Here is a 25,648-nt window from a genome sequence, read left to right on the forward strand (position 1 = left end):
GGCAGGCATCCTTGAGTGTGCTGTTTTGCATGGCAGGCAGCCTAGCAAAGTTGACCGGCAGGCCCAAGGGGCAGCCGTGCACTCTGTGGAAACGATCTGTTTCTCGCTGCATTTGCTCTCAGTGGATCCTCTCCCTGCGCTCAGCTTGATCAGCTGGGTGCATTTATTCTTGATCCATGACCTTGTTTGCGTGAGGCAAGGGGGCCGTTAACTGGCCGTGAGCCTCTGCCCACAGACGCGCCGGCGGATGCCGAAAAGTTCGGGCTGGCGCACAGGATGGGGCGCCCGGGCTGGGCGGGGGCGGGTCCCTGTGGTTTAATCCTTGCCACTTTCGCGGTAGCGGATCCCGTCTGGTGGGTCGGCTGCCCCCGCTTTGGCAAGATGCAGGTGATCAGATGCAAGTGACAGCAGAGAGCAAATTTATCGGACTCGGGGTGGCGGGCAACTTCGCCGGTCATCTGGAGCAGGCGGGAGAGGCCTCGGATTTCGTGGCTGTGGTGGTGCGTGACACCAGCGCCCCCAAGGCGCTGTTCCCCTTCTATGTGCCGAGTCATCCGGGACAGCTCGGTGTCTTCCCCCTGAGCGAGAAGGCGATCTTCCTGCCAGAGGCGGCGGTCAGCGGTGACGAGAAGGTGCAGATCGAGCCGGAAGTGGCGCTCTGGTGCGAGCTGGAATACGCAGGCACCCAGGTGGTGGCCATCCATCCCCGCGCCTTTGGGGCCTACAACGACTGTTCCATCCGTCGTCCCAATGCCAAGAAGATCAGCGAGAAGAAGAACTGGGGGGAAGAGAGCAAGGGGCTGGCGGCCACTCTGCTGCCACTGTCCCATTTTGCAGCCGGCTGTGAGCTCGATGACTATCGCATCGCTTGTTACCTGGAGCGTGACGGCGAGCTGCATGCTTACGGGGTAGACAGCGCCGCCGTCGATTACAGCTATTTTCATCGACAACTGCTGGACTGGGCCATCGACAAGTTCAACCATCAGCAGGACGAGGGCCCGGCGGAGCATATCCAGGGGCTGCTGGCCCAGGCTGGCTACCCGTCCCATGCGCTCATCAGCATAGGGGCCACCCGTTATACCCATTTTGGCGAGACCCACTTCCTCAAGCCCGGTGATACGTCCTGCGTGCTGGTCTATCCGGCCAGCCGTTATAGCGACAGTGACATCCGTGAAGCCATTCGCACCCGCCAGTTCAGGCCGGATCTGTCTGTCCTGCTGCAGGCGGTCAAGACCCGCTGATGCCACCCAGGCTTCCCCTGTACCCGCGGGGGAAGCCGGGTCCTCCCGCCACTCGGCGCCCTCCTGCTGCGCTTACATAACGCGATGATTTGCTTTAACATTCAGCCCGTTTAACGGGGGGATAGAGGCGTATCATGGTGGAACTCAAAACGATAGGACTGTTTCTGATCACGGCGGTGGCCGAAATCGTCGGTTGTTATCTGCCCTATCTCTGGCTGACACAGGGCCGGAGCATCTGGTTGCTGCTGCCCGCGGGCTTGAGTCTGGTGCTGTTTGCCTGGCTGCTTTCACTGCATCCGACCGCCGCTGGCCGCGTCTATGCCGCCTATGGTGGCGTCTATATCTTCGTGGCCATCCTCTGGCTCTGGCTGGTGGACGGTATCAGGCCCACGCTGTGGGATCTGGTGGGTTCGCTGGTGGCCCTGCTCGGCATGGCCATCATCATGTTTGCGCCAAGGCCCGCTTAGGGTCCGTGGGTGAAGCCGTGTCGGCAATCAGATCAGGAGGAGTGCCATGGTGGTGATCAGAGCGTGCAATGAACAAGACATAGCCGGTTTGCTGACCCTTTATCGGGAGCTGAGGCGCCATGATCCGCCGCTGGTTGAAGCCGAGGCGGCTCTTGCCGCCTTGCTGGCCCAATCCCATGTGCGGCTTATCGTCGCCGAGGTGGAGGGTCAGCTTGCCGCCACCTGCCAGCTGGGGGTGATCCCCACGCTCACCAATGGTGGCCGGCCCTTTGGCATCATAGAGCATGTGATCACGGCGGCCCGCTTTCGGCGCCAGGGGCTGAGCCAGCAAGTGCTCGAGCAGGCGCTGGCCCTCGCCTGGCAGCAGGATTGCTACAAGGTGATGCTGTTGTCGGGGGAAGGGCGCGAGGCGGCCCACTGCCTGTATGAGAAGCTGGGTTTCAAGGCCGGCATCGAGAAGGGATTCGTCATCAAGCAAGCGGATGCCAAAGGCACAGCCGAGCCTCTTTGATGAGACTATCCACCCCAGCCAACAAGAGTCAGAGCATGAAGATTGAACAAGCAAAGACGCAGGATTATCCAAGCCTGATCGCCCTCTGGGAAGCCTCGGTGCGTGCCACTCATCATTTTCTGCCAGAGGCGGAGATAGATGCCCTCAAGCCGCTGATCCTGGAGCACTATTTCGCCGCCGTCGATCTGGTCTGTGCCAGGGATGAGGCCGCTGGCATCGTCGGTTTTTGCGGCGTGCTCGATGGCAATATCGAGATGCTGTTTATCGCCCCCGAGGCGAGAGGCTGCGGTGTTGGCCGCCAGCTGGTGGCCCATGCCATCAGCCGCCAAGGCGCGACCCGGGTGGACGTCAACGAGCAGAATGGGCAGGCGCTTGGCTTCTACCAGCGCATGGGCTTCGTCGTGACGGGGCGCTCGCCGCTGGATCGCCAGGGCAAACCCTATCCACTGCTGCATATGGTGTTGGCGCGTGTCGAAACGGTGTGATCTATCCCGCCAATAAAAAAACCGCCGAAAGGCGGTTTTTTGTTTTTCAGTGCGGGCAGCTCATGGCTGGCCTTACTCCTCGTTGGAGTTGTCCTGATAGCTGTCGCGCTGGGCCCGGGGCAGGCGGCGCATCGGGGTGAGCCCTGCGTCCACGCCACCGCGATCCTTCTGGCGCGCCGGCGCCGGTTGCTTGCTGCCATCGGCTTTGGGCTTGCCGGCTCCCGGCTTGCCTTTGCCCTTGGCAGGCGCCTTGGCATTGTGCTTGGCGTTGGCATGGCCGCGATCCCGCGGCGGGTTTTGTACCGGCTTGCTGCCCGGCAGGGTCTGGCGAGTCGGTTTGCCGCTCGGCTCGTAGCCTGCCAGGATCTCGCTCGGTATGCTGAGGCCGATCAGGGCCTCGATGGCCTTGAGCTGATCCTGTTCATCCTGGCTCACCAGGGAGATGGCTTCGCCGCCACGACCGGCACGGCCGGTACGGCCGATGCGGTGGATATAATCCTCGGCCACCTGGGGCAGCTCGAAGTTGATCACATGGGGCAGCTGATCGATATCGAGACCACGGGCGGCGATGTCGGTGGCGACCAGCACCCGTACCTTGCCTTCCCGAAAATCCGCCAGCGCCCGGTTGCGGGCACCCTGGCTCTTGTCACCGTGGATGGCGACGGTATTGAGGCCGTCTTTTTCCATCTGGTGGGCGAGGCGGTCGGCGATCTGCTTGGTGCGCACGAACACCAGCACCCGTTGCCAGTTATTGCGGCCGATCATGTGGGAGAGCAGCTCGCGCTTGCGCTCGCGGTCGACCTTGATGATGCGCTGATTGACCTGCTCGGCCGTGCTGTTGCTCGGGCTTACCTCGATCAGGGTCGGGCTCTTCAGCAGATCGTCGGCCAGCTCCTTGATCTCGTTGGAGAAGGTGGCAGAGAACAGCAGGGTCTGCCGCTCTTCCGGCAGCGCCTTCATGATGCGGCGAATGTCGGTGATGAAGCCCATGTCCAGCATGCGATCCGCCTCATCCAGCACCAGCACTTCCAGCTCGGTCAGGGTGAGGGCGCGCTGGGTCAGCAGATCCAGCAGCCGGCCCGGGGTCGCGACCAGGATGTCGACGCCGAGCTTGATGGCGTCCAGGTTGGGCTTGATGCTGACGCCGCCGTAGGCGATCAGGGTGCGAAACGGCAAGTGATGGGCGTACTTGATGATGCTTTCGCCCACCTGGGCGGCCAGCTCACGGGTCGGGGTCAATACCAGGGCGCGTACCTGACGACGGCCACCACGGCCATGGTTGGCCAGCAGACGGTGCAACATGGGCAGGGTGAAACCGGCCGTTTTGCCTGTGCCTGTCTGGGCGCCGCCCAGCACATCCTGACCTGCCAGCACGGCCGGAATGGCTTGCTGCTGGATGGGGGTTGGCTGTTCGTAACCCAATTCCTTGACGGCCCGCAGAATATGCGGTGACAGACCCAGTTCGTTAAATGACATGTTCGAGAGAGACTCCTGAGGTGAGCCTTGGGCTCAACGCGTGACAGACATGCGCTGACGCCTGCTCTGTCACAACATAAGGTGCGGCGGGCCACCTTGGCAGCCAGCCACAACATAGAAAAGATAATGGGGGCGTAATATAGCAGATGTGCGACCTGCACGCAGCAGCCGTGTCGCTTGCCCGGGCCGCGGTGCGAGTCTGGTTCCCTGGCGAGGCTCAGAGCAGGGCGCTTATCTCGTCCATCAGGCTCTCTGGCTTGGTCTGGGGGGCGAAACGATCCACCACCTCGCCGTCGCGGTTGATGAGGAACTTGGTGAAGTTCCATTTGACGTTTTCCAGCCCCAGCAGCCCGGGTTTTTGCTGTTTCAGCCAGCGATAGAAGGGGTGGGCGTGCTCGCCGTTGACCTCGCACTTGGCCATGATGGGGAAGCTCACAGGGTAATCCAGCGAGCAGAAGCGGGCTATCTCGTCCGCATCCCCCGGCTCCTGATGGCCGAATTGATCGCAGGGAAAGCCGAGGATCACCAGCCCTTTGGGCCCCAGTTGCTGGTAGAGCGCCTCCAGCCCCGTGTATTGGGGGGTAAAACCGCAGCGGCTGGCCACGTTGACCACCAGGATGACCTGGCCTTGCAGGGCGGTGAGCGAGAGTTCGGAACCATCTAGGTGTTGCAGGGTGAGGTCGGGCAAAGGCATGGTGCACTCCTGGGAGGATGGGGCCCATTCAGGGCGGTTATCATGCACGTTAACGGGCCAGGGCGTCGGGGGCAAGGGGCATGTGCCCCGTTTGCGCCATGGCTCTCGTGCGACATGCCCCACCTTTTGGGGAGCCGGATCACAGGGTGACCAGGCCGGTACGATAAAGGGCGCCTTCTGTGGCGGAATAGCGTATTGATGGTGGGACTTCTCAGGAGAAGCAATCTGGTTTGTGCCCAGGCCGGGAAGTCGCTAAAAAGCGCCCTCTCTCCACTTATTGTGAGTCACTCTTGGACTATCAAGCCGTCATGGATGCCATTTACACCCGGGGATGGGTGATAGTGGATGATTTTTTAACTGCCGCCGAGGTGGATGAGCTGAAAGCCTGTCTGCCAGGGGAGTGGCAACCGGCCGGGATCGGACGCGCCGCGCTGCATCAGGGCAACCCCGACATTCGCCGTGATCAGATCCACTGGCTGGAGCCCGATCTTGGCGCGCCTGTGGCCGCCTATCTGGCCCGCATGGAATCCCTGCGCCTCGTCGCCAACCGCCTGCTGATGCTGGGGCTGTTCGACTACGAGGCGCATTTTGCCCGCTATCGCAGCGGGGACTTCTATGCCACCCACCGCGATGCCTTCGCCGGTCGTTCCAACCGCCGTCTCACCTCTGTCTTCTATCTCAACAACGACTGGCAACCGGAGGCGGGCGGTGTGCTCAGGGTCTACGACAACGACGAGCAGTTGCTGATGGATGTCTCTCCCAAGGGGGGACGGCTGGTATTGTTCCTGTCGGAGGAGTTTCCCCACGAGGTGCTGCCCGCCAATCGGGAGCGTTACAGCATAGCCGGCTGGTTTAGGGTCAATGGCAACGGCGTGGGACGGCTGGATCCGCCCCGCTGACGCCTTTTCGTCCAATTTCTGACACAGGCAGGAATTTTTCAGGCTGTTGTCGGCGGATGGGGCTCCCATCGGCTGACAAGGCTTGATTTCCCTTGCTACACTGGCCCGCACTTGGCTTCGTCCGGTTTTTCAGTACGGTTGGATTATCAGATGGTCATGACGAGGCCGCTTTTCCCAAGGGATCACATCTAATGAAGAACATGCATGTCTTGCTGCTGTGCGGCGGCGGTGGCTCAGAACACGAAGTCTCTCTGCGCAGCGCCAATTTCCTCGAGCAACAACTCGGTTTCCTGCCCGGCGTCGAAGTGACCCGGGTCGAGATGTTCGCCGATCGCTGGCTCTCTGCCGACGGCCGCGAGTGCAAGCTGGGGCTGGACAAGCTGCTCTCGTTTGACAGCGTGGCCCGTCCGGTGGACTACGTGGTGCCCTGCATCCACGGCTACCCGGGTGAGACCGGCGATCTGCAATCCTTCCTCGAGCTGGCGGGCCTGCCTTATCTCGGTTGCGATGCCGAGGCGAGCAAGATCTGCTTCAACAAGATCAGCACCAAGCTGTGGCTCTCCGCCATCGGCATTCCCAACACCCCCTATCTGTTCCTGACCGAACAGAACGACGCCGCCCTGACCGAGGCAAAAGCCGCCCTGGCCAAGTGGGGCAAGGTCTTCATCAAGGCCGCCTCCCAGGGCTCCTCCGTGGGCTGCTACTCCGCCAGCAACGAAGCCGACCTGGTGCAGGGGATCAAGGATGCCTTCGGTTACTCTGAGCAGGTGTTGATCGAAAAAGCGGTCAAGCCCCGCGAGCTGGAAGTGGCTGTCTACCAGTACGGTGACGAGCTGATTGCCACCTATCCTGGCGAGATCTGCGTGCCGCAGGACAAGTTCTACACCTATGAAGAGAAGTACAGCAGCGCCAGCCACACGGCGACCAGCCTCAAGGCCGAAGGCCTGACCCAGGCGCAGGCCGATGCGATCCACGAGTATGCCCTCAAGGCGTTCCGTCAGCTCAAACTGACCCACCTGTCGCGCATTGACTTCTTCCTGACCGAAGAGGGCGATATCCTGCTGAACGAGATCAATACCTTCCCCGGCATGACCTCCATCTCCATGTTCCCGAAACTGCTGGAGCATCACGGCCACAGCTTTGCCCGCTACCTCGAGCAGATCCTGCGCAAGCCCGCCTGACGGTTTGCCGAAAACAACAGAGGGGCCCGCGGGCCCCTCTGTCGTTGTTGTGGTTGGCGATGTCACATGGATTCAGGGGTGAACAGCCAGATGTGCGCCCCTTGTGGATCCGCAATCAGGGCCATGCGCCCGACCCCCGGGATATTCATGGCGGGCACCACCAGGGTGCCACCGTGCTGATTGACCCTGAGCACCCTGGCATCCACGTCATCCACTGCGATATAGGTTGCCCAGTGGGGCGGTACGCCGGCCATCTCGGGATTGCCCCGGGTGGCCTGCACGCCGGCGATTGGCCTGCCATTGGCAACCAGCATGGGGTAGTTGCCGCCTTCCATCGCCATGGTCTGGCTCTCCCAGCCGAGCACCTCAGTGTAGAAACGGATCCCGGCCTCGGCGTCGGGGAGATAGAGCTCGTGCCAGGTGAAGGTAGTGCCTTCGGCCAGGGCGTGCTCGCGGGCAATGTCTTGTTCTGCCATCGTCGTCCTCCTGTGTCCCATGCGTGGGTGCATGGGTTGACGACCAAGTATAGAGAGGCGTGGTGCCCCGGCTTGCCCCGGATGGGGGGCCTTGCTGCGCGGCGGACGGCTCGTTACAATCTGCCCCCTTTTTTCCCGCAACGTGCACCGCCAGAGCCGCGCCCCATGAAGCCAATCCCAGATCACGCCGTCAATCGCCTGCGCGTATGGCGCAAGAGCATCTCCACCCGTCCTTTTCTCGCCCGTGGTGGCACAGTGCCACGCTGCGAGGCGTGCCAGCTGCGCCGCGACTGGTGCGCCTGCGAATGGCGCCCCGAGCTCAAGGCCGAGGCCGGCTTCTGCCTGCTGATGTATGACAGCGAACCCATGAAACCCTCCAACACGGGTCGACTGATCGCTGACGTCTTGCCGGATACCACCTGGGCCTTCCTCTGGAAGCGCACCCAGCCCCACCCCGAGTTGTTGGCACTGCTGGCCGATCCCGCCTGGCAGCCCTATGTGGTGTTTCCCGCCTGCGAGAAAAACCCGGCGCGGGTGACCGAACGGGTCACGCTCGCCCCCGGCAAGAAGCCGCTCTTCATTCTGCTGGACGGCACCTGGCCCGAGGCGCGCAAGATGTTCAACATGAGCCCCTATCTGGATGGCTTCCCCGTGCTGGCGGTCAAGCCGGATGCGCTCTCCACCTATGGCATGCGGGTCGCCAACTGCGACGAGCACCTCTGTACCGCCGAAGTGGCGGCCTGCGTGCTGGAGGTGGCCGGCGAGCTGCAGGCAGGCCAGGCGTTGCAGCTCTGGTTCAATCTGTTCAGCCGCCGCTACATGGCCGGTCGTGTAAGCCGGGCGCCCGGTGAGGATGAAGTGCAACTGCAACAGGCGCTGGCGGCGATAAAGGAAGACATACTCGCTGAGGCGTTGGCCGATAGCGCCGCCTAATGGAGGAAAGGGACTGACGAGAAGAGACCAACAATACTGATGAAAATCAGGAATCAATTGGCTGCCATCGTTTCGTTAGCCTCATGAGCGAGAGCCCGCTAGGATAGCGACCAGCTTGACTCATTCAGGTTCCCGGCGCGGGTGCGGCGGGCACCACAATCACACGAGGTCTAGGGATGGAATTGGAACTGTACACGCTTGTCGCCCTGTTCGGGGTGGCGCTCATCGCCGGCTTTATCGACGCCATCGCCGGCGGCGGCGGCCTCCTGACGGTGCCGGCCCTGCTGGCTACCGGCATGCCGCCGGCCCTGGTGCTCGGCACCAACAAGCTGCAGAGCAGTTTCGGCTCCTTCTCCGCCACCTGGTTCTATGCCCGCAAGGGGCTGCTGGAGTGGGCCATGATCTGGCCCGCGGTGATCTGCACCTTCATCGGCGCCGCCATCGGCACCCTGGCGGTGCAGACCATAGACGCCGCCATCCTGGAGCGACTGCTGCCCTTCCTGCTGGTCGCCTTTGCCTGCTACTTCTACTTCTCCCCCCGGGTGAGCGATGCCGAGAGCCAGCGCCGTCTCACCCCCATGCTGTTCGCCTTGCTGGTGGGCGGCGGTGTGGGTTTTTATGACGGTTTCTTCGGGCCGGGCACGGGGTCGTTCTTTGCCATCGGCTTCGTGGCCCTGGCGGGCTTTGGCATGGCGCGGGCCACGGCCCACACCAAGTTGCTCAACTTGACCTCCAACATCGCTTCCCTGCTGTTCTTCGCCCTCGGTGGCAAGGTGGTGTGGAGCGTCGGTTTCTGCATGGCGCTGGGCCAGTTTATCGGCGCCCGTGTCGGCTCCAAGCTGGTGTTGAAGAAAGGGGTCAAGCTCATCAAGCCGCTGCTGGTGACCGTCTCCCTGCTGATGTCGGCCAAGCTGGTGTGGAGCCAGTATCCCGAGCTGTTTGCCTGGGTCGGCTAGGTGATGTCACCTGCTGATGTCTGTTGCAGCATTCTGGCCTGGAGCCAGTATCCCGAGCTGTTTGCCTGGCTGGTGTAACGGCCGCTTCGTGGCATGAGTCAGCCAACAGGGCCCGATCCGCTGGATCGGGCCCTGTTGCTTTGTGGCGCTCACACGGTCAGCGGGCGGAAATGGGCCTGCAGGGCCTGCACCAGATGGGCAATCCGTGCGCGCTTGAGGCTGTTTGGCCGGTAGACCAGGTGCAGCGGGCGGGCGAGCCCGGGCAAGGGACGCGCCTTCTCTCCCTGTTCCCCCACCAGTGCCAGCAGACCGGCCGGCAGCAGCACCGGCCCTATGCCCGCCTTGGCCAGTTCGATCAATGCCAGATAGGAGTCCAGCTCCATGGCGGGCACCATGCCCAATTGCGCCAGGGGTTCACGCAGGTAGCGGTTGGAGGGGTTATCCAGATCCATGGTCAGGATCTTGCGCCTGTGCCCCTGCTCGAACGGCCGCTGATCTGCCGGCACCCCCTCATCCTGATCGTTTCCCACCAGATAGAAAGGCTCCTCCAGCAGCAGCTCGGCTCCCAGGCCATGGCCGGGAGGCAGGCGTCCGGCACAGATGCCGAGCAGGGCGTCGCCACTGCGCACCCGCGCCAGGATCACCGGGGTGTGATGGGTAGAGAGGGCAATATGAGGATCGCGGCCGAGGTAGTCGTGCATGAAGCGGGCGAGGTAGCCCGCCAACAGGGTTTCGGAGCAGGCGACGGGCAGGGGAGTCAGATCGGTGAGGGTCTGGCTGTCGGCCAGCACCCCCTTCATCTCGGCGAGGCTCGGGGCCACCCGGTCGAGCAGCTCCTGCGCCTGCGGGGTGAGCCGGATCTGGCGGCCATCCGGCTCGATCAACTTCTTGCCGAGGCGCTGCTCCAGCTGGGCAATGCGCTTGCTCACCGCCGACTGGCTGATGTAGAGGCGACTGGCCACCTTGGCCATGGTGCCTTCGCTTGCCAGCAGACTGAGTGTCTCCAGCCCTTCCAGTAACATCCTGCCCCCTAGTGTTGCCATCACGCAGATCGAATGGCGCTACCTTAGGGGCTGACGGCCTCAGGAGCAAGTGTCGTTCGCTGCCTTGGCTGGCCACCAGCGCCAATCCCGCACGGGCGGGGCGAAGATCACCAGGTTGCCGAGCAGGCTGATCACCACCCCCACCACAGAGACAGTCTGCCAGACGAATCCCTCATACAGGGTGGAGAGGCTGAGGGCCACCAGGGGAAACAGCACAGTGGCGTAGGAGGCCTTGCTGGCACCAATCCGGCCCACCAGTGTGAGGTAGGCGGTGAAGGCGATGACAGAGCCGAACAGGGCGAGATAGACCATGGCCGCCAGATAGTGACCGTCGGTCGGTATGGTGAGGGACTGGCCTAGCAGGGTGACCCAGCCCAGCAACAGCACGACCCCGTACACCATGCCCCAGGGCACCAGTTGCAGCACGTGATAGCCGTGGCGCTGGCCACGGGCAGAGACCAGATTGCCGAGCGAGAAGCAAAGGGTTCCGCCACAGGCCAGCAGCAACCCCTTCCAGCCGTTTGCACCCAGTTGCGCATCCGCCAGCACGGGCCAGAACAGCAACAGGGTGCCAAGCAGCCCCAGCAAGGATCCTTGCAGCCAGCGCAGGTTGGGGCGTTTGCCCTCGAACAGCCAGAGATTGAGACCGTTGAAGATGCTGGCACTGGCGAAGATCACCGCCGACAGGCCACTCGGAATATAGAGGGTGGCGTGATAGAAGCAGAGGAAGTTGGTGGAAAAGAGCAGGGCACCGAGCAGGGCCGCGTAGCGCTGGCCCGCCCAGGGCAGACGCGGGAAACGGCCGCTGACGGTGAGCAGGGCAAACAGCGCCAGCGCCGCCAGCAGGAAGCGATAGAGCACTGAGACCTCGATGGGAATGGGGCCGAGCTGCCAGGCGATGGCGATCCAGGTGCTGCCCCAGATAAGGACGGTGGCAAGGTAGAGCAGTAGGTTCATGAGGGATCCGGTGGCGTGAAGAGGGCATGAGGATCAGCATGGCGCGGGCCGGAGCGACTGGCTTGCACCATCTTGCGGTTTTTTCCGCAGGGCCGCAGCGTTTGGTCCAGCGGCGCGGTAAGATGGCCACCAAGCATGAAGGGCGGGGCATAAAGGGTGCAGCAGATGAGAGGGGCAGGGGTATTCGATGCACTGGTCAGCACGGGGGCGCGGCTGGAAGACTCCTGCTGGCTGGAGCCCGGCCTTGGGGTGGCCAGCTGGCGCAACCGCTACGATCAGACCCGCTACCACAAGCCGGGCCACCATACCCTGAGCGTCTATCTGCAGGGGGGCGAGCAGACCGAGCGCCTCGATGGCCCCGGCGGTCATGGCGGTACCGGCAAGGTGTGCATCATGCCGGATCACCACAGATCCGAGTGGCTGGTGCGCGAAGAGTTTCGCTTCTTCCACCTCTATTTTACTCCGGCCCACCTCACCCGCATCGCCGAACAGGCCTGCGACAAGGAGGGGCGCCATCTGCTGCTGGAAGACAAGACCTTCATCGATGACCCGCAGGCGGCGGCACTGGTGCAGGCCCAGCTGATGAAGCTGGAGTGGCAGCACGGCGTCGATCGCATGGCGCTCTCCCACGGCGCCTGGATGCTGATGCTGCACGCCTACCGCCACCACACCCGGGAGGCGCCGAGTCTGCCCGAGGTGCGTGGCGGCCTGGCACCCGGGGTGATCCGGCGGGTGCAGGAGTACCTGCTGGCCCATCTGGCCGAGCCCGTCACCCTGGCCCAGCTGGCGCAGGAGGCGGGTCTGAGCGAATACCACTTCGCCCGCATGTTCGGCCAGAGTCTGGGGTGTCCGCCCCATCGCTACCTGCAGGGGCTGCGCCTCAAACGGGCCAAGCAGCTGCTGGCGGGCCCCGAGCCCCTGGCCAGCATCGCCATCTTGTGCGGATTCTCTTCCCAGGCCCACTTTGGCAACCGTTTTCGCGAGGCATTTGGCCTCACGCCGGGCCAGTGGCGCGCGCAATTGTCATCCTATCGTCACAGATAACGCTGAGACTCTGGGTAAAACAGGTGTACCATCTACCACTTACCCATTGAAAGGAATGCCCATTGAATTATCGCAAACGTCAGACCCGTACCCGCCACCTGTGGTTCAGCCACTGGAATGCCCCCCAAGATCGCACCTGTATTCCCACCCCTCCCGAACCCGTAGTGCCTCACAGTTCCCGCTGAAAATCGACACGACCCGATAGGATTTTTCCGGCAACTTTGCCACTATTGCGCCATCAGGATGGACTGGATATGGCCGCATGTTTCTGGAACGCATTGAAGTCAAAGGTTTTCGCGGGATAAATCGCCTCTCGCTCGGGCTGGATAACACCACGGTTCTCATCGGTGAGAACGCCTGGGGCAAGTCCAGTCTGCTGCGCGCCCTCTGGTGCCTGTTGGGGCAGGATGCCGAACCCTATCAGTTCGAGGCCGACGATTTTCACCAGCCGGAAGACCCCGAACTCGCACCCGCCCGCAATCTGCAACTGGTGCTCACCTTCAGTGAGCACAGACCCCAGATGTGCCTGCACTCCCATCGTCTGGCCCGGCTGGGCGCCTCCTGGGTCAAGCACAAAGACAAATTCCACCGCATCCACTATCGCGCCAGCGCCGAGCTGGAGGCCGACGGCTCCGTGACCACCACCCATGACTTTCTCGACGGCATCGGCAAGAGCCTGCCCATCGACAATGCCCATGAACTGGTCTGCCTGCTGATCACCATGAACCCGGTATTCCGGCTGCGGGATGCCCGCACCGCCCGCAGCGGGGTGGAGGTGCTTAAGTGGAGCGATCTGTCGCAGAACCGGCTGAGCCAGCTGGCCAACAAGCTGATCGACGAGCCCCAGCGCATCGGCGAGCCCGAGCTCAAAGAGGCATTGCAGGCGGTGCGCCAGCTGATGGATCACTACTTCAATGCCCTTGCCCCCATCAAGAATAAGCCCCGCAGCCAGCGGGACATAGTCAATCGCCCCATGACGCTGCGCAACCCCGGCAATCTGCAGGCACTGCTGCGCAATGCCGACAACCGGGCGCTGCAGCTGGCGATGGCGGGCATGGCAGCCACCCTGCTCAACGCCCGTGGCAACCGCGAGCTGGAGCAGGGCGCGCGCCCCATCATGATCCTGGAAGATCCCGAGAGTCGTCTGCACCCCACCATGCTGGCTCTGGCCTGGGGCCTGCTCGAACAATTGCCTGGCCAGAAATTGCTCACCACCAACTCGGGAGACTTGCTCTCCTCCCTGCCCCTGAATCAGGTGCGCCGTCTGGTGCGTCGCCAGCAGGACATCGTCTGCCATCAGCTCGGTGGCGAGCGTTACAGCAGCGATGACTTGCGCAAGATTGCCTTTCACGTGCGCATCAACCGCCCCATGTCGATGTTTGCCCGCTGCTGGTTGCTGGTGGAGGGGGAGACAGAGATCTGGCTGCTCTCCGAGCTGGCCCAGATCTGCGGTTACAGCCTGCGGGCGGAAGGGGTGCGTATCATAGAGTTCGCCCAGTGCGGCCAGTCGCCCCTCATCAAGGTGGCGCGCGACTTTGGCATAGAGTGGCATCTGCTCACCGATGGCGACGAGGCGGGGATCAAATACGCCACCTCGGCCCGGGCGTTGCTCAAGGGGGAGCGGGAGCGGGATCGGTTGACCCAGCTGCCGGCGGCGGACATAGAGCACTACCTCTATCACAATGGCTTCGAGGCGGTGTTCAGGCGCGAGGCCGGCGTCGGTGGCCGCTCGACCCTCAATGCCGGGCGCATCATCAACAAGGCGATTCATCACCGCAGCAAGCCGGGCATGGCGCTGGCGGTGGTGGAGGAGGCGGAGCGCCTCGGCGGCGAGCACATTCCGCCGGTGATCCGCCAGATGTTTGCCAAGGTGGTGGCGCTGGCGCGCGGTCAGGGCTGATCCGCCCGTCTGTCCCCTGGCGCAGGAGAATGCAGGCCAGGGGAATCGCCCCTGTTGTCCCGGCAGGCTGACGGGGCGCCGGCCACCCACTCCCTCGCCGGAGGCAGGGATTGGGGTTGGGAGTCGGTTTGGGTATACTCGGCCCCTTCTTGGCGCCCCATAGGCGCATCCCGAATCCTTGCTGCTGGAGGCGTCATGTTCGTCCAACTCCCTTTTTGGCTCTTTCCCCTGACCGGATTGATGGCGCTGGGGGCGCTCATCGCCCTCGGCATAGTGCTGTGGCGCGGTGACATCTGCCCGGGCCAGCGCTCGCGGATCACGGCCCAGCTCTTCTCCATCTGGGTGATCACCGGCCTCTCCCTGATGCTGGCGGTGGAGGCCAGGGTGGCGAGCTGGTTGATCTGGAGCGGGGGGGCCGCCCTGATCCTGGGGATAGTGCTGTCGCTGGCCCAGTCCCGGCTGGAGGGCAAGCGCGCCATCCCGTCCACCCTGCTCTGGCTGCCTGCCATGCCGCTGCTGGTCTATGGCGTCGGCTTGCTGCAAATCCAGGGCTGGCTGAGCGGCCTGCTGCAGATGACCTTGCTGGGGGCGGCCTTCGCGCACCTGATGCTGCTGCGGGCGCGTCACCGCCTGCAGGCCTTCAACCTGTTGCTGCCGGTGGCCGGGCTGGTGGCTGCCATCCTGAGCCTGCTCTGGCTGGCGGTGCTGGTGGGCTGGCAGGGCAGTGGCGCTGCGCTGGATGCCCTGATCCCCGGCGTGCTGACCCAGGCCAGCTTGCTGATTGCGGCCCTGCTGCTCTGGTTCAGCCCCATCTATCAACAGCGGGAGACGGCGCCCGTGGTGGTCTCCACCGCCCTGTGCGGCCTCATCATCGCCCAGATAGCGGCGACCAGCGTGCTGCACCAGCTGGCCTGATCGCTCCTCGCATGAATGAAAAAAGCCCCCCTGAGTCGTTCAGGGGGGCTTTTTGCTGGCCGCAACCCGGGCCTAGTAGAAGTCGTCGGCCCCGCAGATAAAGAGGCAACTGCTGCGTGGCTGGGCCAGGTATTCCCGGGTCAGCCCCTCCAGCGGCATGCCGAAGGTGCAGATGTCATGGGGTGAGGGCAGGGCGGTATCCAGGATCCGGCGCCAGTAGCCACCGACCCCCTTGGGCGGGCTCGGCAGGTTGAAGGTGAGTGGCTCCCAGTAGGCGTTGAACAGCACATAGAGCGCCAGTTTGGTTTCGCTGGAGAGGGCCGACATGGCGATGGCGTGGGAGTGGGGGCTGAAGTCCGGCTGGGCGGCATTGACCCCGTGCCAGCAGATCTCGCTGTGACGCAGGATCTCGGTCAGCGACAGCGGCATGCTCTCCTGCTCGGGTCGCTGGAACAGGTGCTTGCGATACTGGATCAGCTCCTTCATGAAGCGGAACATCTCCTGCCCCATGACGCTGGGTTGCCAGTTCATCCAGCAGGTCTCGTTGTCCTGGCAGTAGCCGTTGTTGTTGCCGTGCTGGGTACGCAGCACCTCGTCCCCCATCAGCAGCATAGGAGATCCCACCGACAGCAGGGTCGCCACCATCATGTTCTTGGCCTGACGCACCCGCAGGGCATTGATCTGGGGATCCTCGGTCGGCCCCTCCTGGCCATGGTTCCAGCTGAAGTTGTGATCGCAGCCGTCCCGGTTCTCTTCACCGTTGGCCTCGTTGTGCTTGTGATCATGGCTGGCCCAGTCCCACAGGGTGAAGCCGTCGTGGCAGGTGACGAAGTTGATGCTCTTCTCCGGATCGGCGTGGTGATAGTGGTAGATGTCCGGGCTGCCGCACAGTCGCTCCACGAAGGTGGCGACGGCGTTGTCATCCCCGCGCAAGAAGTGGCGCACATCGTCCCTGAACTGGCCGTTCCATTCACGCCAGCGCGCGCCGGCCAGGCTGCCCACCTGATAGAGGCCCCCGGCATCCCAGGCCTCGGCGATGAGCTTGATGTCGGCGATGCGGGGATCCGTGTCTATGGTGCGCAGGGTAGGTGCATTGGCCTGGGGCATGCCGGACTCGTCCCGCGACAGTATGGCGGCCAGATCGAATCGAAAGCCGTCCACGTGCATCTCCTGGCGCCAGAAGTGGAGGCTGTCCATGATCATGCGCAGCACCACCGGATGGGCGCCGTTGAAGGTGTTGCCGCAGCCCGAGTAGTTGGTGTCCTTCTGGTTGCTGTCGAGTATGTAGTAGGCCTCGTTGTCTATGCCGCGAAACGAGAAGGTGGGGCCATCATCGCCCCCCTCGGCGGTGTGGTTGTAGACCACGTCCAGGATCACCTCGATGTTGGCTCTGTGCAGCGCCTTGACCATGTCGCGAAATTCGGTGAGCGGATCGGGACCGCTGGCATATTGGGCGTGGGGGGCAAAAAACGACATGGGGCTGTAACCCCAGTAGTTGGAGAGCCCCTTGGGGGCATCCTGGGGATCGAACTGGAACACCGGCAGCAGCTCGACGGCGGTGACGCCGAGGGATTGCAGGTAGGGGATCTTGTCGATGAGGCCAAGATAGGTGCCGCGCAGGGCGGGATCCACCCCTGAGCTCGGCGACTTGGTAAATCCCCCCAGATGCAGCTCGTAGATCACCGAGCGGGAGAGGGAGTGGGCGGGCAGCTTGTCCCCTTCCCAGTCGTAGTCGCGGGTATCCACCACCCGGTTCTTGGCACACACAGCCAGGTTGCTGCCGGGGCGGGCCGCGGCCCAGCGGTCGTAAGTCGGCCCCAGCTCAATGCTGCGACCATAGGGATCCAGCAGCACCTTGTCCGCATCGAAGCGGGTGCCGTAGTAGGGGCGCCAGGGGCCCTGAATGCGATAGGCGTAGCGCTGACCCAGTGGCAGGCCTTCTATATGGATGTGCCAGTAGTAAGCGGTGCGGTTGAGACGGGGTGACAAAGGGATCACCTCAGGGGTGGTATCGTCGGCACTGGCGAACAGCAGCAGTTCGACCCGACTGGCCAGGCGGGCCCAGATGGCAAAGTTGACGCCGTCGTGCTCGGGTGTGGCCCCCAATTGACGGCAATGACCGGCGGATATGCGCATGATAAACCTACCCAAAACGAGGAGTGATAATCCAATTCAGTGTAGTGCGCCAAGCTGGCCCCAAACCTGCTTGTCTGAAAAAACAGCGCCCTGTTGCAAATTCCTTCAATTTGTGCCGCTTTAACCTACGAATGAAGTTTTTTTAGGATATTTACTTGCAATCTGAGCGCTGGCGCCTATTATTGGCGACCTCAGACGCGGGGTGGAGCAGCTCGGTAGCTCGTCGGGCTCATAACCCGAAGGTCGTCGGTTCAAATCCGGCCCCCGCAACCATCTGAGTTTCCGAGTCGACAACGCCAATTAAGGCATTGAAGATAAAGAGAATTCGAACTGGCTACTGCTCGGCCACTTCGGAAAAAATACGGACGCGGGGTGGAGCAGCTCGGTAGCTCGTCGGGCTCATAACCCGAAGGTCGTCAGTTCAAATCTGGCCCCCGCAACCAACTATTTGTGATCATGGCTAGGCTGATGCCAAGCGGTGAACGTAAAGACAGCACGCTACTTCTGCTCGGTAGTGTGTGGTGATAAAGGCAGTGCAATTCGGACGCGGGGTGGAGCAGCTCGGTAGCTCGTCGGGCTCATAACCCGAAGGTCGTCAGTTCAAATCTGGCCCCCGCAACCAACTATTTGTGCTCATGGCGAGGCTGATGCCAAGCGGTGAACGTAAAGACAGCACGCTACTTCTGCTCGGTAGTGTGTGGTGATAAAGGCAGTACAATTCGGACGCGGGGTGGAGCAGCTCGGTAGCTCGTCGGGCTCATAACCCGAAGGTCGTCAGTTCAAATCTGGCCCCCGCAACCAACTATTTGTGCTCATGGCGAGGCTGATGCCAAGCGGTGAACGTAAAGACAGCACGCTACTTCTGCTCGGTAGTGTGTGGTGATAAAGGCAGTACAATTCGGACGCGGGGTGGAGCAGCTCGGTAGCTCGTCGGGCTCATAACCCGAAGGTCGTCAGTTCAAATCTGGCCCCCGCAACCAACTATTTGTGCTCATGGCGAGGCTGATGCCAAGCGGTGAACGTAAAGACAGCACACTACTTCTGCTCGGTAGTGTGTGGTGATAAAGGCAGTACAATTCGGACGCGGGGTGGAGCAGCTCGGTAGCTCGTCGGGCTCATAACCCGAAGGTCGTCAGTTCAAATCTGGCCCCCGCAACCAACTATTTGTGCTCATGGCGAGGCTGATGCCAAGCGGTGAACGTAAAGACAGCACACTACTTCTGCTCGGTAGTGTGTGGTGATAAAGGCAGTACAATTCGGACGCGGGGTGGAGCAGCTCGGTAGCTCGTCGGGCTCATAACCCGAAGGTCGTCGGTTCAAATCCGGCCCCCGCAACCAACTTTCTTCTGTTTCTCCATTTCGTTTTTCCTCTTGTTTTCCCCTCGTTATGTTTCGCGCCGTTTCCGGTTGCTCATCATATGTACGCATAATCACGCTTGATATTGATTTTCAAGTGCAAATCTGGCCGCCACCGCGCTTTGTTGGGTATCATCAGTGATATCTCTTCATGGACGAGGCCTCTGCCCAATGATGCAACAGTTCACTTATCTCCCCCCCCAGATCGACATTCATGATGCCACCCTGAGCCAGGCCATGGGCAACGGGCTTTCGGCCAACCTGCTGCTTGTCGCCGAAGATCTGCGCGACTCTATTCTGGCCAGACCTGAGTTTGCCGCCGTGGCAACCCAGATAGCGCTGGGGCAGAAGGCGCCCTACAGCCTGGTGCAGCACAACAGCCTGCAACTGGTGATCTTCATCGGAGCCCGTCCCGCCCGGGATCACGCCCTCTACAAGCAGGCCAGATCCTGGATAGCCCCGTTGGCCGGACTCAAGATCGAGCGGATGGGGCTGCACCTGGAAGGGTTTGACGAGGGGGACAGGGCGCAGCTGGCCGAGCTGACGCTGGCCTGCCTGTTGGCGGCCAATGTGCCGCTGCCGAGCCACAAGCATAGCGCCGAGGATGAGTGGCGCTATCAGCAGATTGTGGTATCGCCGCGCTGCGTGCTGGATCTGGCGCGGATCTACGCCGAGGCCGAAGGCAATGGCATGGCGCGGCATCTGGCGGTATCGCCGGCCTCCGATCTCACCGCCCGCAGCTATCGGGAGTGGGCACGTCAGCTGGCCCAGGTTGAAGGCTGGCAGTGGCACGAGTACGATCAGGCCCAACTGGCCGAACGGGGAGCCGGCGCCTTCATCGCGGTGGCGAGAGGCTCGGAAGACAACCAGGCCGCCATGGTCAAGCTCAGTTACTGCCCGCCCAATCCGGTGCGCCGGGTCGCCCTGGTGGGCAAGGGGATCTGTCACGACTCGGGCGGTTACAACCTCAAGGTCGCCGGCAGCATGTATGGCATGCATCTGGACATGGGTGGCAGCGCAGTGGCACTGGGCGCCCTCTATGCGATCAGCCGGGCCCGCCTGCCCTACGAGGTGCACTGCTGGCTCGCCATCGCCGAGAACCACATAGGCCCGCTCGCTTACCGGCCGGGGGAGGTGGTAACGGCGCTCAACGGCACCACCATAGAGGTGGTGGATACCGATGCCGAGGGGCGCATGGTGCTGGCGGATACCCTCTGCATGGCGGTGCAGGATAATCCGGATCTGCTGATCGATTACGCTACCCTGACGGGGGCCTGCAAGCGGGCACTGGGCAGCCGTTACAGCGGCGCCTTTACCAACCGGCCCCAGTGGTTCGGCGAGCTGATAAGCCTGGGCCAGCGCAGCGGTGAGCGAGTCTGGCCCTTCCCGCTGGATGAGGACTATGACGACAACCTCGATAGCGAGTGGGCCGATCTGTTACAGTGTGCGCCGGGCGCATCGCCGGATCACATAGATGCCGCCCGTTTTCTCAACCGCTTCGTGCCTGCCCAGACCCCCTGGCTGCACCTCGATTTGAGCGGTTTTCGCAGCAAGGGGGGCAATGGCGTGGTCAGCAGTGAAGTGACCGGATTCGGGGTCAGGCTGACGCTGGACTTGCTCGCCAGCCCGCTGGGCCGCCGCCATGAACTCGATGAACAAGAACAGTAAGGGATCCCGTGAAAGTACCAAGTTATGACTGGGTGTTGTTCGATCTGGACGAAACTCTGCTCGATTTCCCGGTCGCCCAGGCCCTGGAGCAGACTCTGCAGCTCTACGGCGTGACGCCGACTCCCCCCAAGATGGCGGAGTATCATGCTCTGAACCACAGTCTGTGGCAGCAGTACAACTCGGGCGAGATAGATGCGGCCCACCTGCAGCAGACCCGTTTTTCCCTGTTTGCCGAGCAGGTGGACGTGGCACCCATGGCGATGAACGACACCTTCTTGCAGCAGATCATCGCCCTGAGCGTGCCGCTGGAGGGGGTGCTGGAGACACTGCAGGCCCTCAAAGGCCGGGTGCGGATGGGGATCATCACCAATGGCTTCAGCCTGCCGCAACGGGGTCGCCTCAGCAAGCTGGGCTGGAGCGACTGGTTCGAGCCGCTGGTCATCTCGGACGAGGTACAGGTGACCAAGCCGGCCGCCGCCATTTTCCAGCATACCCTGGCCTTGATGGGGCAGCCGAGCCCGGCGCGGGTGTTGATGGTGGGGGACAACCCCAAGACCGACATCGCCGGTGCCGCGGCGCAGGGGCTGGCTACCTGCTGGTACAACCCGGACCGTCACGACACCGAGTGCGAGGCGACCCACGAGATCCACCACTTTGCCCACCTCTCCACCATAGTGCTGGGGCAGTAAGCCAAGCGGCGAGCCGCTCGCCAGCAACAAAAAAGGCAGCCCTTGGGCTGCCTTTTGTCATCTTGTCATCTTGTCATCTATCAGGTACCCAAGCGACTGAGCAGCCAGGATTCGAGCAGGGCGACCCCGTGTTCCAGCACGGTCTCGTCGAAGTCGAATTCCGGATGGTGATGAGGCGCCGCCAGATTGGCCCCCAGGATCAGATAGGCGGCCTGACCGCCGTTTCGCTGCACCCGCTCGATGAGAAAGCCCGCATCCTCGCTGGCACCAAAGCGGCGAGTGTGGATGGTCTCAAGCTTGAGCGCCTTTGCAAGCGGCACTATCTCCTCGAGCAGGGCCGGGCTGTTCTCGATGCCGATGGCTTCCCCCTGCTTGCGAATGAGGTAGGTGGCGCCCTGCATCATGGCGGCCCCTTCCACTATCTGCTGCACCTGGCCGAACATGTAGTCGTTAAGCGCCGGGGTGGCACCACGGGTTTCCCCTTGCAGGCGGGCATGGCCCGGGATCACGTTGCGACCGCTGCCACCGCTGAGCTGGCCCACGTTGATGCGGGTCATGCCATCGCGGTGGCGGGCAATGCCGAGCATGGCGGTGGTCGCCGTGCAGGCTGCCGCCAGCGCATTGCTGCCCGCGTTGGGCTCAAGCCCCGCGTGGGCGGCGCGCCCCAGAAACTCCACGTCGAACTTGGTGGAGCAGAGAAACTCGGTGGGATTGACCACCAGCTCGCCACTGTTGGCATGAATGCCGATGTGCAGCGCCAGCAGGGCATCCACATCGTCGAGCTGGCCGCCCGCCGCCAGCGCCTTGCCGCCACGGCAGCCCTCTTCGGCGGGCTGGAAGAACAACTTGATACGGCCGTTCAACCGATCGGCGAGGGCTGCGATCCGCTCGGCCAGCACCAGCCCGATGGCGGTATGTCCGTCGTGGGCACAGGCGTGCATCCAGCCGGCATTGCGAGACTGCCACCCTTCCTGACTGGGGGGATGCAGCTCATCCTGGCTCTCATTAACTTCTACCGCATCGATATCGAAGCGAAAGGCCAGGGTTGGGCCGGGACGACCGCTGTCCCACACGCCCATCACACCCGTTATCTCTTCGATGCGGGCCAGCCAGTCGGGATGTGCACCCTGGCGCAGGGCGCGCTCCTTCTGGGCTTGTACGTCTACCTCCCGTCCCATGATGAGGTTGCTGGCCAGCAGCTTGTCCCCCAGCATGACTTCAAATCCGAGTTTTGAGAGGTGGTGAGCGATGAGGGAGCTGGTGCGAAATTCACACCAGGCCGCTTCGGGCAGATGATGAAGATCACGACGCCATTGGCGTAGAGCATCTTGGGTCATGGTAATTCCTGCATGGCGAGTCCAGCGGATATTGTGACGGGCAGGGGAGCAAGAGTAAATCCCGGAGCGCAAATGCAACAAGGGGAGCGATGAGGCTCCCCTTGTGGACGGTGGCAGTGACATGCAGCTTATATAGTGTGCATCAACCAGTTCTAAATAAGGCTTTCGGTATCACGCTGGGTGAAATAGCCAAAAAAGACAGAGAGTGGTGAATTAGTCAGCGCCTGGGCTATGGCTGTCATTCAGCAATACACAATTCTGGATGACTAACCGGCTCAAAGCTGTGACAGCGACGGCAGAGAGACGGCAACCAGAGTGAAAAACACGGTAAAAACGGCAGTAACAACAAACTCTTTCATATTTTGTCTCCCTTGGCTGACTGTTGATGGGACCAAGATACCACAATTGTGCGGTAAAACAATAGTAAAATGTATTTATGTGGCAAATTATGGGCTTGAAGCATCTAAAGCCTTGTTTTTACATTTTAGCGTCTGTTTTATCATCTGGCCTTCTTTGTGATGCCGATGCGCACTCTGTGTATGTGGTATAAATTTATAAAATTCATTATGTTATGTTTTGTTCGTGTCAATTTTTCAGTGGGTTTTGTATGGGGCTTTTCTGGTTTTCTTGAAATTTGATCCGCTTTCAAGCCCCTCTGTGGCGTCTGAAAATGTCGTCGAAAGCCGGTTGGCTTGTCCCTTGGCTGAATTTGAAGAGTGCATCCATTTTTTGTCGCATATTGTGCCTTGAAGCCTGACAGGGCGCCTCTTTCAGGAAGCGGGCGCGGCACCCGCTTCTCAGTCAGTACGCAAAAATGGTGAACATGATGAGGGGCTTGCCATTGAGGGGGCACGAATGACGGCTCCTGCGCTGGGCTCACCTTTTTCTTATGCCATGCGTCTGTGTGTCCCGGTGCGACGGCATTGAGGAGAGGCTCTCAACACCCCCGGGATGACGATACAAGGCTCTGTGCTAGCGATGAGTGTGGCCGACGCCACCGGCGGCCTGTGGTGATGGGAGGAGAGCTTGGGGCTGATCCTGCGTCCGATGCAGAAAAGGCCATCCCGCCAGCCGGCATACCCGGGATGTCGTGAGCCGCCAAACCTTGGCAAGGAAGTAGCGCCCATTCGTCGATGGCGAGAGGGCTGTCGTTGACTATCCAGGGGCCAGGGAGGCGCTCCGCTCGCCGGTATGGCGGGCATGGGGCAAGATTTGGACAACAGTGCAGCAGATGGCGCAGCAAGAGAGAGGGCCCTTGTACGGTTGCCGGTTCCACCCGTTGCCGGGCACACGACGTGCATAAAAAAACCCTCCAGCGGAGGGTTTTTTGTCACAACAGGCTGAGCAAGCGACAGGCGCTTAGAACAGGGTGGTGGAGAGATCGTACAGCTCCTGATCGAACGGGCGCTTGAGGTTCTCGATGCAGTCGATGATGTCGTGGTGCACCATCTCGTTGCCCTGGATCCCGACGCAGCGGCCACCCTGACCGGCCAGCAGCTGTTCAACGGCGAAGGCACCCATGCGGCTGGACATGATGCGATCGCGCGCAGTCGGCGAGCCGCCACGCTGGATGTGGCCCAGAATGGTGGCGCGGGTCTCGCGGCCTGTCATGGCTTCGATGTCCTTGGCCAGGGCATTCACGTCGGTGACGTGCTCACAGATGGTGATGATGGCGTGCTTCTTGCCTTTGGCTTCGCCTTCCTTGATCTGTTGCAGCAGCTTGTCCTTGTCGAAGGTCACTTCCGGCACTATCACGTACTCGGCGCCACCGGCAACGGCGGCAGACATGGCCAGATCGCCGCAGTGGCGACCCATGATCTCGACCACGGAGATGCGGTGGTGGGAGCTGCAGGTGTCGCGCAGGCGGTCAATGGCGTCAACCACCACGTTCAGGGCGGTATCAAAGCCGATGGTGAAGTCGGTGCCGGCGATGTCGTTGTCTATGGTGCCCGGCAGGCCGATGCAGGGGAAACCCTCCTCGGTCAGCTTCTTGGCACCCATGTAGGAGCCATCACCACCGATCACCACCAGGGCGTCGATACCGTGTTTTTTCAGATTTTCGATCGCTTCGGCGCGCACTTTCGGGTCTTTGAAAGCGGGGAAACGGGCGGAACCCAGGAAGGTGCCGCCGCGGTTGACCACGTCGGAGACGCTGTGACGCTCCAGCTTGACGATCCTGTCCTGATGCAGACCGAGGTAGCCATCATAGATGCCGTAAACTTCCAGGCCATGATGCAGACCGGCGCGCACCACGGCGCGGATGGCTGCGTTCATACCCGGTGCGTCACCACCACTGGTCAAAACACCAATACGTTTGATTTGTTTGGTCATGAGTGCCTCTGGATCTGAGTTGTCTAATACGAAGTTTTGAAAATGAGATAAGCCACATTGACTATATCGGCTTTCGTATGGGATGCGGGGGCCGCCATAGGAAAAGCGATATGCAGGAGGGGGCAAGCGCCCCCTCCTGGGCAACAGCTTACTTGGCTGCGCCAGCGATGATCTGGGAGAAGTCGTCCACTTTCAGGGACGCACCACCCACCAGGCCACCGTCGATGTCCGGCTGACCGAACAGATCGGCTGCGGTTGCGCCAGTGACGGAGCCGCCGTACAGGATCTGTACCTTGGCAGCCACGGCGCCGTCAAACCCGGCCAGGTACTGACGGATGTGAGCGTGGACGGACTGGGCGATTTCCGGCGTGGCAGTCTTGCCGGTGCCGATGGCCCATACCGGCTCGTAGGCAACCACGGCGTTGCTGAAGGAGGCGATGCCACAACGGTCGATGACGGCTTTCAGCTGGGTCTCAACCACGTTCTTGGTCACGCCGGCTTCGAACTGTTCCAGCGTCTCACCGATGCACAGTACCGGCACCAGGCCAGCTTTCTGGATGACTTCGTACTTGGCGGCAACCACATCGTCGCTCTCTGCGTGCAGGGTACGACGCTCGCTGTGACCGACCAGGGAGTAGGTGCAACCGAAGGCTTTGAGCATGGAGGGGGCGTTTTCACCGGTGAAGGCGCCGGATTCGTGAAGGTCGGCATTCTGGGCGCCGTAGGCGATCTTGCTGCCAGCGGTCAGCTGCTCAACCAGACCCAAAAAGATAACCGGCGGGCAGACGGCGACTTGCACAGAAGGATGAGCGGCAGCAGCCGGAGTCAGTCCTTTGATCAGAGCTTCGACAGAAGCTTTGGTGCCGTTCAGTTTCCAGTTACCCATTACCAGGTGCTGTCTCATCTTGTAACTCTCCTAGGCATTTGATTGCGCGACATTATATGAATTGAAC

At 61.9% G+C, this 25,648-nt stretch carries 22 protein-coding genes and 7 tRNA genes; 20 read left to right on the forward strand and 9 right to left on the reverse strand.

Features of this window, described 5'->3' with window-relative positions:
* The first annotated feature begins 395 nt into the window (after positions 1 to 395).
* The 4 genes from IU367_RS10010 (at position 396) to IU367_RS10025 (ending at position 2,704) form a co-directional block, all read left to right on the forward strand.
* Entirely contained in the window at positions 396 to 1,241 is an 846-nt protein-coding gene (locus IU367_RS10010) for a DUF5718 family protein (RefSeq protein WP_274454204.1), read from the forward strand.
* A gap of 134 nt (positions 1,242 to 1,375) precedes the next feature.
* Positions 1,376 to 1,708 carry a YnfA family protein gene (locus IU367_RS10015; RefSeq protein WP_065401711.1) on the forward strand — a complete coding sequence of 111 codons (333 nt, stop codon included), beginning with the start codon at positions 1,376 to 1,378 and terminating at the stop codon, positions 1,706 to 1,708.
* 46 nt (positions 1,709 to 1,754) lie between these two features.
* Positions 1,755 to 2,219, forward strand: a complete 465-nt coding sequence (locus IU367_RS10020; RefSeq protein WP_274454205.1) for a GNAT family N-acetyltransferase — start codon at positions 1,755 to 1,757, stop codon at positions 2,217 to 2,219.
* Positions 2,220 to 2,254: 35 nt separating this feature from the next.
* Positions 2,255 to 2,704, forward strand: coding sequence for an acetyltransferase (locus IU367_RS10025; RefSeq protein WP_274454206.1), 450 nt, complete (start codon positions 2,255 to 2,257; stop codon positions 2,702 to 2,704).
* A 72-nt stretch (positions 2,705 to 2,776) separates the two neighbouring features.
* Here the strand turns inward: IU367_RS10025 and IU367_RS10030 are convergent, their stop codons facing one another.
* Positions 2,777 to 4,180 carry a DEAD/DEAH box helicase gene (locus IU367_RS10030; protein ID WP_274454207.1) on the reverse strand — a complete coding sequence of 468 codons (1,404 nt, stop codon included), beginning with the start codon at positions 4,178 to 4,180 and terminating at the stop codon, positions 2,777 to 2,779.
* 217 nt (positions 4,181 to 4,397) lie between these two features.
* On the reverse strand, positions 4,398 to 4,874 hold the full coding sequence (locus tag IU367_RS10035) for a glutathione peroxidase (protein ID WP_274454208.1): 477 nt from the start codon (positions 4,872 to 4,874) through the stop codon (positions 4,398 to 4,400).
* Positions 4,875 to 5,164: 290 nt separating this feature from the next.
* Between IU367_RS10035 and IU367_RS10040 the strand changes: the two genes are divergently transcribed.
* Together IU367_RS10040 and IU367_RS10045 are read left to right on the forward strand one after the other, a co-directional pair.
* Positions 5,165 to 5,773, forward strand: a complete 609-nt coding sequence (locus tag IU367_RS10040) for a 2OG-Fe(II) oxygenase (protein ID WP_274454209.1) — start codon at positions 5,165 to 5,167, stop codon at positions 5,771 to 5,773.
* Positions 5,774 to 5,964: 191 nt separating this feature from the next.
* Positions 5,965 to 6,954 (forward strand): D-alanine--D-alanine ligase, encoded by a 990-nt coding sequence (locus IU367_RS10045; RefSeq protein WP_274454210.1) that lies wholly within the window; start codon positions 5,965 to 5,967, stop codon positions 6,952 to 6,954.
* 62 nt (positions 6,955 to 7,016) lie between these two features.
* On the opposite strand, the gene IU367_RS10050 is transcribed toward IU367_RS10045, so the two are convergent.
* Positions 7,017 to 7,430: a VOC family protein gene (locus tag IU367_RS10050; protein WP_241279144.1), complete on the reverse strand. Its 414-nt coding sequence runs from the start codon at positions 7,428 to 7,430 to the stop codon at positions 7,017 to 7,019.
* 165 nt (positions 7,431 to 7,595) lie between these two features.
* Between IU367_RS10050 and IU367_RS10055 the strand changes: the two genes are divergently transcribed.
* Entirely contained in the window at positions 7,596 to 8,363 is a 768-nt protein-coding gene (locus tag IU367_RS10055) for a tRNA-uridine aminocarboxypropyltransferase (protein WP_274454211.1), read from the forward strand.
* A 176-nt stretch (positions 8,364 to 8,539) separates the two neighbouring features.
* Positions 8,540 to 9,319 carry a TSUP family transporter gene (locus IU367_RS10060; protein ID WP_103470688.1) on the forward strand — a complete coding sequence of 260 codons (780 nt, stop codon included), beginning with the start codon at positions 8,540 to 8,542 and terminating at the stop codon, positions 9,317 to 9,319.
* Positions 9,320 to 9,468: 149 nt separating this feature from the next.
* Here IU367_RS10060 and IU367_RS10065 read toward each other — a convergent pair whose 3' ends face one another.
* Together IU367_RS10065 and IU367_RS10070 are read right to left on the reverse strand one after the other, a co-directional pair.
* Positions 9,469 to 10,341 carry a LysR family transcriptional regulator gene (locus IU367_RS10065; RefSeq protein WP_098983976.1) on the reverse strand — a complete coding sequence of 291 codons (873 nt, stop codon included), beginning with the start codon at positions 10,339 to 10,341 and terminating at the stop codon, positions 9,469 to 9,471.
* A gap of 60 nt (positions 10,342 to 10,401) precedes the next feature.
* Positions 10,402 to 11,319 (reverse strand): DMT family transporter, encoded by a 918-nt coding sequence (locus IU367_RS10070; RefSeq protein WP_241279148.1) that lies wholly within the window; start codon positions 11,317 to 11,319, stop codon positions 10,402 to 10,404.
* 165 nt (positions 11,320 to 11,484) lie between these two features.
* Here IU367_RS10070 and IU367_RS10075 point away from each other — a divergent pair, with 165 nt between their 5' ends.
* The 3 genes from IU367_RS10075 (at position 11,485) to IU367_RS10085 (ending at position 15,178) form a co-directional block, all read left to right on the forward strand.
* Positions 11,485 to 12,363 carry a helix-turn-helix domain-containing protein gene (locus IU367_RS10075; protein WP_378040519.1) on the forward strand — a complete coding sequence of 293 codons (879 nt, stop codon included), beginning with the start codon at positions 11,485 to 11,487 and terminating at the stop codon, positions 12,361 to 12,363.
* A gap of 262 nt (positions 12,364 to 12,625) precedes the next feature.
* The gene (locus IU367_RS10080) at positions 12,626 to 14,263 is read left to right on the forward strand and encodes an ATP-dependent endonuclease (RefSeq protein ID WP_043141992.1); all 1,638 of its coding nucleotides are present in this window, start codon (positions 12,626 to 12,628) and stop codon (positions 14,261 to 14,263) included.
* A 195-nt stretch (positions 14,264 to 14,458) separates the two neighbouring features.
* Complete coding sequence (locus tag IU367_RS10085; protein ID WP_098983978.1) at positions 14,459 to 15,178, forward strand: hypothetical protein; 720 nt, start codon at positions 14,459 to 14,461, stop codon at positions 15,176 to 15,178.
* Positions 15,179 to 15,250: 72 nt separating this feature from the next.
* Here IU367_RS10085 and glgX read toward each other — a convergent pair whose 3' ends face one another.
* Positions 15,251 to 17,314 (reverse strand): glycogen debranching protein GlgX, encoded by a 2,064-nt coding sequence (gene glgX / locus IU367_RS10090; protein ID WP_043557776.1) that lies wholly within the window; start codon positions 17,312 to 17,314, stop codon positions 15,251 to 15,253.
* A 196-nt stretch (positions 17,315 to 17,510) separates the two neighbouring features.
* Between glgX and IU367_RS10095 the strand changes: the two genes are divergently transcribed.
* From IU367_RS10095 to yjjG, 9 genes are all read left to right on the forward strand, one after another.
* Positions 17,511 to 17,587 (forward strand) — tRNA-Met (locus IU367_RS10095).
* A gap of 93 nt (positions 17,588 to 17,680) precedes the next feature.
* Positions 17,681 to 17,757, forward strand: a tRNA-Met gene (locus IU367_RS10100).
* A gap of 102 nt (positions 17,758 to 17,859) precedes the next feature.
* A tRNA-Met gene (locus tag IU367_RS10105) sits at positions 17,860 to 17,936 on the forward strand.
* Between the two features lie 102 nt (positions 17,937 to 18,038).
* A tRNA-Met gene (locus IU367_RS10110) sits at positions 18,039 to 18,115 on the forward strand.
* A 102-nt stretch (positions 18,116 to 18,217) separates the two neighbouring features.
* A tRNA-Met gene (locus IU367_RS10115) sits at positions 18,218 to 18,294 on the forward strand.
* Positions 18,295 to 18,396: 102 nt separating this feature from the next.
* A tRNA-Met gene (locus IU367_RS10120) sits at positions 18,397 to 18,473 on the forward strand.
* Positions 18,474 to 18,575: 102 nt separating this feature from the next.
* Positions 18,576 to 18,652: transfer RNA gene (locus IU367_RS10125), tRNA-Met, on the forward strand.
* A gap of 189 nt (positions 18,653 to 18,841) precedes the next feature.
* A complete protein-coding gene (locus IU367_RS10130) occupies positions 18,842 to 20,338 on the forward strand; it encodes a M17 family metallopeptidase (RefSeq protein WP_274454213.1) in 1,497 nt (498 codons plus the stop codon).
* A gap of 8 nt (positions 20,339 to 20,346) precedes the next feature.
* Positions 20,347 to 21,027, forward strand: coding sequence for a pyrimidine 5'-nucleotidase (gene yjjG / locus IU367_RS10135; protein ID WP_241278673.1), 681 nt, complete (start codon positions 20,347 to 20,349; stop codon positions 21,025 to 21,027).
* Positions 21,028 to 21,107: 80 nt separating this feature from the next.
* On the opposite strand, the gene IU367_RS10140 is transcribed toward yjjG, so the two are convergent.
* From IU367_RS10140 to tpiA, 3 genes are all read right to left on the reverse strand, one after another.
* Positions 21,108 to 22,364 (reverse strand): amidohydrolase, encoded by a 1,257-nt coding sequence (locus IU367_RS10140; protein WP_274454214.1) that lies wholly within the window; start codon positions 22,362 to 22,364, stop codon positions 21,108 to 21,110.
* A 1,359-nt stretch (positions 22,365 to 23,723) separates the two neighbouring features.
* On the reverse strand, positions 23,724 to 24,695 hold the full coding sequence (gene pfkA, locus IU367_RS10145) for a 6-phosphofructokinase (protein WP_042652255.1): 972 nt from the start codon (positions 24,693 to 24,695) through the stop codon (positions 23,724 to 23,726).
* A gap of 148 nt (positions 24,696 to 24,843) precedes the next feature.
* Complete coding sequence (gene tpiA / locus IU367_RS10150; protein ID WP_043141977.1) at positions 24,844 to 25,599, reverse strand: triose-phosphate isomerase; 756 nt, start codon at positions 25,597 to 25,599, stop codon at positions 24,844 to 24,846.
* Between the last annotated feature and the right edge of the window lie 49 nt (positions 25,600 to 25,648).

The sequence above is a fragment of the Aeromonas bestiarum genome (assembly GCF_028751155.1).
Classification (GTDB): domain Bacteria; phylum Pseudomonadota; class Gammaproteobacteria; order Enterobacterales; family Aeromonadaceae; genus Aeromonas; species Aeromonas bestiarum.

Coding starts and splice junctions, on each gene's coding strand:
- IU367_RS10010 (WP_274454204.1), top strand. CDS start 396: ATGCAAGTGACAGCAGAGAGCAAATTTATCGGACTCGGGGTGGCGGGC.
- IU367_RS10015 (WP_065401711.1), top strand. CDS start 1,376: ATGGTGGAACTCAAAACGATAGGACTGTTTCTGATCACGGCGGTGGCC.
- IU367_RS10020 (WP_274454205.1), top strand. CDS start 1,755: ATGGTGGTGATCAGAGCGTGCAATGAACAAGACATAGCCGGTTTGCTG.
- IU367_RS10025 (WP_274454206.1), top strand. CDS start 2,255: ATGAAGATTGAACAAGCAAAGACGCAGGATTATCCAAGCCTGATCGCC.
- IU367_RS10030 (WP_274454207.1), bottom strand. CDS start 4,180: ATGTCATTTAACGAACTGGGTCTGTCACCGCATATTCTGCGGGCCGTC.
- IU367_RS10035 (WP_274454208.1), bottom strand. CDS start 4,874: ATGCCTTTGCCCGACCTCACCCTGCAACACCTAGATGGTTCCGAACTC.
- IU367_RS10045 (WP_274454210.1), top strand. CDS start 5,965: ATGAAGAACATGCATGTCTTGCTGCTGTGCGGCGGCGGTGGCTCAGAA.
- IU367_RS10050 (WP_241279144.1), bottom strand. CDS start 7,430: ATGGCAGAACAAGACATTGCCCGCGAGCACGCCCTGGCCGAAGGCACT.
- IU367_RS10055 (WP_274454211.1), top strand. CDS start 7,596: ATGAAGCCAATCCCAGATCACGCCGTCAATCGCCTGCGCGTATGGCGC.
- IU367_RS10060 (WP_103470688.1), top strand. CDS start 8,540: ATGGAATTGGAACTGTACACGCTTGTCGCCCTGTTCGGGGTGGCGCTC.
- IU367_RS10065 (WP_098983976.1), bottom strand. CDS start 10,341: ATGTTACTGGAAGGGCTGGAGACACTCAGTCTGCTGGCAAGCGAAGGC.
- IU367_RS10070 (WP_241279148.1), bottom strand. CDS start 11,319: ATGAACCTACTGCTCTACCTTGCCACCGTCCTTATCTGGGGCAGCACC.
- IU367_RS10075 (WP_378040519.1), top strand. CDS start 11,485: ATGAGAGGGGCAGGGGTATTCGATGCACTGGTCAGCACGGGGGCGCGG.
- IU367_RS10080 (WP_043141992.1), top strand. CDS start 12,626: ATGTTTCTGGAACGCATTGAAGTCAAAGGTTTTCGCGGGATAAATCGC.
- IU367_RS10085 (WP_098983978.1), top strand. CDS start 14,459: ATGTTCGTCCAACTCCCTTTTTGGCTCTTTCCCCTGACCGGATTGATG.
- glgX (WP_043557776.1), bottom strand. CDS start 17,314: ATGCGCATATCCGCCGGTCATTGCCGTCAATTGGGGGCCACACCCGAG.
- IU367_RS10130 (WP_274454213.1), top strand. CDS start 18,842: ATGATGCAACAGTTCACTTATCTCCCCCCCCAGATCGACATTCATGAT.
- IU367_RS10140 (WP_274454214.1), bottom strand. CDS start 22,364: ATGACCCAAGATGCTCTACGCCAATGGCGTCGTGATCTTCATCATCTG.
- pfkA (WP_042652255.1), bottom strand. CDS start 24,695: ATGACCAAACAAATCAAACGTATTGGTGTTTTGACCAGTGGTGGTGAC.
- tpiA (WP_043141977.1), bottom strand. CDS start 25,599: ATGAGACAGCACCTGGTAATGGGTAACTGGAAACTGAACGGCACCAAA.